The organism is Streptococcus mitis (assembly GCF_946190325.1).
In the GTDB taxonomy this organism is placed as follows: domain Bacteria; phylum Bacillota; class Bacilli; order Lactobacillales; family Streptococcaceae; genus Streptococcus; species Streptococcus mitis_CF.
The window spans coordinates 50,382-58,443 of record NZ_CAMHZR010000008.1 but is presented as its reverse complement, the minus strand read 5'-3'; the positions used below and the strand labels follow the sequence as shown (position 1 = coordinate 58,443).

Here is an 8,062-nt window from a genome sequence, read left to right as displayed (position 1 = left end):
ATGCGTTCTAACTCTTCTTGTTTGTCTTTACTTTGTTTGCTTCTATAATCTCTTAGTGTCTCATGAAAGAGATAATAATCATCTAGCCACAGACCTCCCTCACTGATACGATGACTAAGCTCACCTACTTCTTCATAGGGTTCTTTATCATATCTTCGTTTTTGACTTTCTTGCTTACGGATATAGTCTAAAATCCGATTCCGGAATTTAGTTTTGAAGTATCTACGTAAGCGTGGTATATCTTCTACTAGTCCTTCTTCTCTACTGATCAATTCATGTAAGCAAATCATACCCTCTTGATCCCAATCCGATAGCTCCCATAAATGCAAGTAATATTCTTTTCTACTCTTATATACAATGCCTCGGACTTCTTCATACAATTCTTCAATCATATTGTTCCCCTTTCTAGATACAGTCTAACAAATAAAGAAGCTAATTTGGTTATTTCCCCCGTTCTGTTCTCTACACTGCCTCAACTGCACAAAAAAGAGAGGACAAGCCTCTCTTTGGGTTATAATTCTGCAATTTGGTTTAGGTTTACTTCTGCAACTGTGTCATTACCAAACATAGAGATAATCATCTTCACTTTATTGTTATCAATCTCTGTAATTTTACCAGTATAGTCTGCAAAAGCACCATCAATGATACGTACAGTTTGACCAACTTCAACATCGATATCAAACTCTTGTACAGTTTGTCCCATAGAAACCAAGATATCACGGATTTCTTGTTCCAATAATGGAGTTGGTTTTGATCTATTTCCGTGAGATCCGACGAATCCTGTAACGTTTGGTGTATTTCGAACAACAAACCAAGCTTCATCTGTCATCACCATTTCCACAAGAACATAACCTGGAAAGCGATTTTCTTCTACTTCTTTTCTCTTTCCATTTTTTTCAACTTGCACTGTTTGTGTTGGAATTTCAACACGTAATATATTATCCAACATATTGTAGGTTTGTGCACGTTGTAATAGATTTTCTTTTACCTTATTTTCATAACCAGAATAGGTTTGTAAAACAAACCATCCTTTATCAAAACTATCCATGATACTTCCTTTCATAATAGAAGATTTTTGGCGTAAATAACTCCACAAATCTTCTAAAAAATGTTAATAAATCGAATCAAACCTGAAACAATCAACTTGTCAAAAATATAAATAATCACAACAAAGAAAGCAGTGTATTCCATGATAGAACGAAAATCTCTCCAGCTTTCCTTGCGAGTTGGCCATGTTGTGTCTTTAAGAAGTCTAAAAATATCTCCAATAAAACGCATCGCTCTCTCCTATCTCGTCTCTCTGTGTGTAGTGTACTTACCACAATGTTTACAAAATTTATTTACTTCTAGTCGTGTTGGCTTGGGGTTTCCGCTGATCTTGATTGAATAGTTTCTCGAACCACAAACCGCACAAGCTAGGCTTGCTTTTTTTAGTGCCATAACGCCTCCATCTTATCTATTATAACAAGAAAGCTAGGCTTTGACAAGCATCTTAACGAAATAGATTGACTACCGAATCCCATATCGTTTGAGCCTTTTCCTTAATTTTAGCATCCGAGATAGCACGGCTAGCCTCATCTACCAGATTTTGTGCACGACTTCTAATATCAGAAAGGCTATTATCCGCCTGATTTTCTTCATTACTCTGTACTTGATTTCTTGTATTGGCTGGTGCAATTCCATTTTGCTTATAAGCATTTTCAACTGTAAAGGTACTTCCTGGCGTATAAGGTAAAATGGTATTGGCAATGTTTCTAAAGACATGAGCTGCACCGTTTGAAGTAGATCCTGCTAGATAGTGACTTTCATCAGTGGTAGGGAAACCAAGCCAGTGACTAATCACTACATCCGGAGTATAACCAATTACCCACTGGTCACTTGTGTATTCAGGATTGAAAACAGCTTCAGTTGTTCCAGTTTTTCCTGCCATGACATAGTCTGCAGGCGATGAACTAACACCGGTACCGTTGGTGAATGTCCCCAACATCATACTAGTCATCTTGTCAGCTACAGACTTATCAATCACCCGTTTTTGTGAATTTTTATGGCTCGCAATGACCTGACCACTAGCATTTTCAATTCTACTAATAAAATGAGCTTCCGGCATTAAACCTTCATTTGCAAAGGCAGCATATGCTTGAGCCATTTGAAGAGGGTTGGTTTCAACACCGCTTCCCAAGGCGACGCCAAGAACACGATCGACCTTTTCCATGTTGAGTCCGAATTTTTCGCCCGCCTCAAAAGCCTTATCAACGCCCAAATCATTAACAGTGGCAACAGCAGGCAGATTAAGCGATTCTGCCAAGGCTTGATACATAGGAACTTCTCGACTCGTTTTGATCCCTGCGTAGTTATCAACCTTATAGCTGTCATACTGCATGGTATGGTTATCCAACCGCTTATTCAAAGCCCAGCCAGCTTCAACTGCAGGCGTATAAACAACTAAAGGCTTAATTGTAGAACCAGGGCTACGTTTTGATTGAGTTGCATAGTTGAAACTCCGGAATCCAGTTTTATCATTGCCAGCAACCTGACCGACAACTCCACGAACTCCACCTGTTTTCGGTTCGAGAGCCACACTTCCTGATTGAGCAAATGTTCCATCCTCTGCCCTAGGAAATAGAGCTGTATTTTCATAGACAACCTGCATATTTGCTTGATAGTTTTGGTCCAGCTCTGTATAAATGCGGTAGCCATTATTGACAATCTCTTCCTCTGTTAGATTATACTTGGAAACGGCTTCATTAACCACCGCATCAAAGTAAGAAGGATAGCGGTAATCTGAGATTTTTCCTTCATACCTATCGTGTAATTGCGAAGTCATATCAACTTCTGCAGCTTCGGTTTCTTGATTTTTATCAATGTAACCCGCTGCAAGCATATTTTGCAAGACAGTATCGCGCCGATTGGTAGAATCTTCTACAGAATTCAAGGGATTATACAGTTCCGGCCCTTTGAGCATCCCTGCCAGAGTAGCAGCTTGATCTAAACTCACTTCTGATGCAGAAACTCCAAAGTATTTCTTACTCGCATCTTCTACACCCCACACACCATTTCCAAAATAAGCGTTGTTAAGGTACATGGTTAGAATTTGATCCTTACTATATTTTTTGGTTAATTCTAAAGCAAGGAAAAATTCTTTCGCTTTTCTCTCAACAGTTTGATCCTGTGACAGATAGGCATTTTTAGCCAGCTGTTGGGTAATAGTAGAACCACCACCTGAACGACCAGCAGTTACAATAGCCAAGAAGAAACGACCATAGTTAATCCCGTCATTTTTATAAAAAGAACGGTCTTCTGTCGCAATAACGGCATTCTGCAAATTTTTACTGATATCAGTCAATTCAACATAGGTTCCTTTTTGACCAGACAAGGCACCAGCCTCTTTTTCTTCACGGTCAAAAATGATAGTTCGAGTTTTCAAGGCATTTTGCAAATCATTGACATTGGTTGACTTGGCTACAGCAAACAAATAGGTTCCAACTAGCAAACTTGCACTCAAACCTAGTATAAGGACAATCTTTGTTAGATGATAGCGACGCCAGAATTTTCGAATTGGACCTACTTGGGCTAATTTTTTTCGATCACTACGAGAGCGACGTAAGCTAGTAGAATCAGAATCCTCCGATTCACTTGTTTCTTTTTTAAAAAGAGAAAGAAATTTCTCAAACAATTTATCTAATTTCATGCGTTTATTTTATCATCTTCATCATAGGAAGACAAGAATTTAGCTATTTCCTATCCAAATAGGGCTTTTTTTGTTACAATATCTGTATGAAATTCACATTTACATTACCAGACTCTCTACCTCAAATGACGGTAAAGCAATTACTAGAGGAACAACTCCTCATCCCTAGAAAAATCCGGCATTTTTTGAGAATCAAGAAACATATTTTAATTAATCAGCGAGAAGTTCGCTGGAACAAGATGGTGAATCCTGGAGATATTTGCCAGTTAACTTTTGACAAGGAAGATTATCCTGAAAAAGAAATCCCTTGGGGTAACCCAGACTTAGTTCAGGAAGTTTATCAAGACCAACACTTGATTATTGTAAACAAATCCGAAGGGATGAAAACCCACGGTAATCAACCAAACGAAATTGCTCTTCTTAACCATGTCAGTTCCTACGTTGGCCAAACCTGCTATGTCGTTCATCGTCTAGACATGGAAACCAGTGGTTTAGTTCTCTTTGCCAAAAATCCTTTTATCCTGCCCATTCTCAATCGCTTACTAGAAAGAAAAGAGATTTCTAGGGAATATTGGGCACTAGTTGATGGAAATATCAGCAGAAAAGAACTTGTCTTCAAAGACAAAATCGGACGTGATCGTCATGACCGCAGAAAAAGAGTGGTTGATACAAAAAATGGGCAATCTGCTGAAACACATGTCAGCAGATTAAAGCGATTCCCAAACAAGACTTCCTTGGTTCGTTGCAAACTAAAGACAGGCCGAACTCATCAGATTCGTGTGCACCTTTCGCATCATAACTTCCCTATTTTGGGCGACCCTCTCTATAATAGCAAATCAAAGACAAGTCGGCTTATGCTCCACGCCTTTCGTCTGTCCTTTACCCATCCACTTACTTTAGAGAATTTAAGCTTCACTGCTCTTTCAGATACTTTTGAAAAAGAATTAAAAAAGAATGGATGATTGTTGTGTCATCCATTTTTCCATATAAGAAAAGCAAGACCAAGAGGCCTTGCTTTTTATCGACTCATGAATTATTTAGCGATTTTTGCGAAGTATTCAAGAGTACGAACAAGTTGTGCAGTGTATGACATTTCGTTGTCGTACCATGATACAACTTTAACCAATTGTTTACCGTCAACGTCAAGAACTTTAGTTTGAGTTGCGTCAAACAATGAACCGTAAGACATACCTACGATATCTGAAGATACGATTGGATCTTCTGTGTAACCGTATGATTCGTTTGAAGCTGCTTTCATAGCTGCGTTCACTTCATCAACAGTAACGTTCTTTTCAAGAACTGCTACCAATTCAGTAACTGATCCAGTTGGAGTTGGAACGCGTTGTGCAGATCCGTCAAGTTTACCGTTCAATTCTGGGATTACAAGACCGATAGCTTTAGCAGCACCAGTTGAGTTAGGAACGATGTTTGCAGCACCAGCGCGAGCACGGCGAAGGTCACCACCACGGTGTGGTCCGTCAAGGATCATTTGGTCACCAGTGTAAGCGTGGATAGTAGTCATCAATCCTTCAACAACACCAAAGTTGTCTTGAAGAGCTTTAGCCATAGGAGCCAAGCAGTTTGTAGTACATGAAGCACCTGAGATAACAGTTTCAGTACCGTCAAGAACGTCGTGGTTAGTGTTGAATACAACTGTTTTAACGTCGTTTCCACCAGGAGCAGTGATAACAACTTTTTTAGCTCCACCTTTAAGGTGTTTTTCAGCTGCTTCTTTCTTAGCAAAGAAACCAGTAGCTTCAAGAACGATTTCTACACCGTCAGTAGCCCAGTCGATTTGCTCTGGATCACGTTCAGCAGAAACTTTAACGAATTTACCGTTAACTTCGAATCCGCCTTCTTTAACTTCAACAGTACCGTCGAAACGACCTTGAGTTGTGTCGTATTTCAACAAGTGTGCAAGCATAACTGGATCTGTAAGGTCGTTGATGCGTGTAACTTCAACACCTTCTACGTTTTGGATACGACGGAAAGCAAGACGACCGATACGTCCGAAACCGTTAATACCAACTTTAACTACCATTAGTGATTTCCTCCTTATGAAAATCATGAAATTTTTATTGTGAAAAGAGTAACTTGAATCACTACAAATCACCTTTCAACAAACCTATTATATAACTATTTGAGTTGAATTGCAAGTATGGGCATTGTTTTTCTCTGTTAGTTTCTTTTTAAGTCTGTAAATCAAGAACTCCCTTACTATTCATATCGTAGCGATTCTACAGGGTCCATTTTACTAATTTTACGCGCTGGAAAGTAGGCTGAGACATAACCAAGTAACAGAGCGAAAACTAGAGTTCCTAAAACAGATAACAAATTTAATTCAAAAACCTTAGTGATGGATGGGTAAAAGTGGCTTACAATCGCATTCGCCAAACTTCCCACCCCTTGTGCTACCAAAAAGGCCAGTAGCAAGGCGATTCCTACAATCCAGATAGCCTCGTAAATAAAAATTCCTTTGACATCACGATTCTGATAACCAACTGCCTTCATGACACCTATTTCCTTAGAACGTTGCATAATATTGATGTAAATAATAATACCAATCATGACTGCTGCTACCACAATAGCTTGTGATGAAAGTACAATCAATAATCCCTGAATGACACGAATAAAGGTAATCACAATATCAAGAACCTTCTGTTGAGAAAGCACAGTATACTTCTTATTTTTCTGTAGTTCTTCTGTTACCACTTTTGTCTGTGATGGATCTTTGAGTTCCAAGATAAAATAAGATACAGCTTTTGTAAATCCAGCTTCTTTCAAAATCGTTTCCATTTGATGAGCCGACATGAAACTGTTGCTGTCCTCCATGTCATCTTCATCATTGATTACACGTACAATCTTCGTTTGAAATTGAGCAATTTTGCTAGCTTCGGCAGCATTTTCCACAATGCTGGCTGAGACTGGTTTGCCAATAAGATCAGCAGCTGTCAGATTTTTCCCTGTCTGTTCATTCCAATTTTTTAGTAAGCTGATTGGAATCGTTAATCCCTGTTCATTTGTATCAGTATAGAGGTATCCAGCCAACACTTTGTCCGTCTCATTACTACTAACAGAGATACTTGTATCCTCATAGAGACTCACTACTTGAGCATAAGAAGGCATCGTTTGACTCAGATCCATTTCTTGCCCATCTATAGTAATATTTGACATGGTCATCCCAAAAGGACTCTCCAAATATTTAATAGCTTCTTTTCCAACTGTATCCGTGATATAGTTCTTATCATCTTGGTTCAAAAAGCCTCGTCCAACATTTTTTGTGTTTAAAGCAATCTGAACTTGAGAAGGGATTTGACCTCCATTCGTATTTTCATCAATCATCGAAATCAAAGCATTTCCCAAGCCGAAAGAAATTAAGACTCCTACAAAACCGATTGAGGTTGCTAGCGCAATCAATAGGTTACGCCACTTTCTTTCCATAAAGTTATTTAAAGAAAGTTTGAATTTATTTTTCAATGATAATCCTTTATTTTGTGACTTCTTCAACGACTTCACCATCCTTCATTTTGATAATCACATCTGCATATTCGGCAACCTCTGGATTATGGGTTACAATCAATACTGTTTTCCCTGTTTGGGCTAAATTTTTAAATACCTCCAATACCATTTCTTGGGATTGAGAATCCAGCGAACCCGTTGGCTCGTCTGCTACAATCATATCAGGCTGATTTACCAAGGCACGCGCGATTGCTACACGTTGCTTTTGCCCACCAGAAAGCTGTTTAACATTTTTAGCCACAAAAGGTTCCATGCCCAAGTTACTTAATTGCTCCTTTGCAATCATTGTCATCTCCCTATCAGATAAATCTTTGACATAGAGAGGTAGCTTGACATTGTCCAAGACAGATTGATGAGGAATGAGATTAAAGTTTTGAAACACAAATCCAATCTTATCTTTACGAAATTGAGTTAGTTCAATATCTGATAAGTCACGGAGGGATTCCCCTTTAAATTCTAAAACTCCTTCATATTGTCTATCTAGACCACTGATAATGTTTAGCAAACTAGTTTTGCCACAGCCTGACGGCCCGTAAATCGCTGTAATTTTTCCTTTTGCAATCTGCAGGTTAATATTCTTTAAAGCCTGCTCTTGATGTTTACCGTCCAAGGCGTAAAACTTTGAAATATTTTTAATTGATAAAATGGACATTCTTTCCTCCTTGTTTGAAACTGTTATCATCATACATCACACTTATAGAAAATCCTTTAAGCTACATCAGCACTGATTTACCCTATGGGCCTATTACTTAGAATATTCTCTCTATTGCCTAGTTTGCTTCTGGATGTATATCAAGTAAAATTCATTTTAACAAAAAAGCGACATTTCCCCAATGACAGAAATGTCACTCCTAT

Annotated in this window: 9 protein-coding genes; 1 reads left to right on the top strand and 8 read right to left on the bottom strand. The window is 38.6% G+C overall.

Annotated elements, in window-relative coordinates:
• From N8M95_RS08525 to pbp2a, 5 genes are all read right to left on the bottom strand, one after another.
• Positions 1-392 (bottom strand): fascin domain-containing protein (locus tag N8M95_RS08525; protein WP_261117018.1); only part of this gene is annotated, 392 nt, incomplete at its 3' end.
• A 119-nt stretch (positions 393-511) separates the two neighbouring features.
• On the bottom strand, positions 512-1,048 hold the full coding sequence (gene nusG / locus N8M95_RS08520; RefSeq protein WP_000376740.1) for a transcription termination/antitermination protein NusG: 537 nt from the start codon (positions 1,046-1,048) through the stop codon (positions 512-514).
• 53 nt (positions 1,049-1,101) lie between these two features.
• Positions 1,102-1,278, bottom strand: coding sequence for a preprotein translocase subunit SecE (gene secE / locus N8M95_RS08515; RefSeq protein ID WP_001210990.1), 177 nt, complete (start codon positions 1,276-1,278; stop codon positions 1,102-1,104).
• A 9-nt stretch (positions 1,279-1,287) separates the two neighbouring features.
• Positions 1,288-1,440 carry a 50S ribosomal protein L33 gene (gene rpmG, locus N8M95_RS08510; RefSeq protein ID WP_001809375.1) on the bottom strand — a complete coding sequence of 51 codons (153 nt, stop codon included), beginning with the start codon at positions 1,438-1,440 and terminating at the stop codon, positions 1,288-1,290.
• A 52-nt stretch (positions 1,441-1,492) separates the two neighbouring features.
• Positions 1,493-3,688, bottom strand: a complete 2,196-nt coding sequence (gene pbp2a / locus N8M95_RS08505; protein ID WP_261117017.1) for a penicillin-binding protein PBP2A — start codon at positions 3,686-3,688, stop codon at positions 1,493-1,495.
• An 86-nt stretch (positions 3,689-3,774) separates the two neighbouring features.
• On the opposite strand from pbp2a, the gene N8M95_RS08500 reads away from it, so the two are divergent.
• The gene (locus tag N8M95_RS08500; protein WP_134813814.1) at positions 3,775-4,650 is read left to right on the top strand and encodes an RluA family pseudouridine synthase; all 876 of its coding nucleotides are present in this window, start codon (positions 3,775-3,777) and stop codon (positions 4,648-4,650) included.
• Positions 4,651-4,721: 71 nt separating this feature from the next.
• Here the strand turns inward: N8M95_RS08500 and gap are convergent, their stop codons facing one another.
• The 3 genes from gap to N8M95_RS08485 form a co-directional block, all read right to left on the bottom strand.
• Positions 4,722-5,729, bottom strand: a complete 1,008-nt coding sequence (gap, locus tag N8M95_RS08495) for a type I glyceraldehyde-3-phosphate dehydrogenase (protein WP_000260685.1) — start codon at positions 5,727-5,729, stop codon at positions 4,722-4,724.
• A 176-nt stretch (positions 5,730-5,905) separates the two neighbouring features.
• Positions 5,906-7,207 (bottom strand): ABC transporter permease, encoded by a 1,302-nt coding sequence (locus tag N8M95_RS08490; RefSeq protein ID WP_261117016.1) that lies wholly within the window; start codon positions 7,205-7,207, stop codon positions 5,906-5,908.
• The gene (locus N8M95_RS08485) at positions 7,176-7,859 is read right to left on the bottom strand and encodes an ABC transporter ATP-binding protein (protein ID WP_261117015.1); all 684 of its coding nucleotides are present in this window, start codon (positions 7,857-7,859) and stop codon (positions 7,176-7,178) included. Before N8M95_RS08485 ends, N8M95_RS08490 begins: the two co-directional genes overlap by 32 nt.
• Between the last annotated feature and the right edge of the window lie 203 nt (positions 7,860-8,062).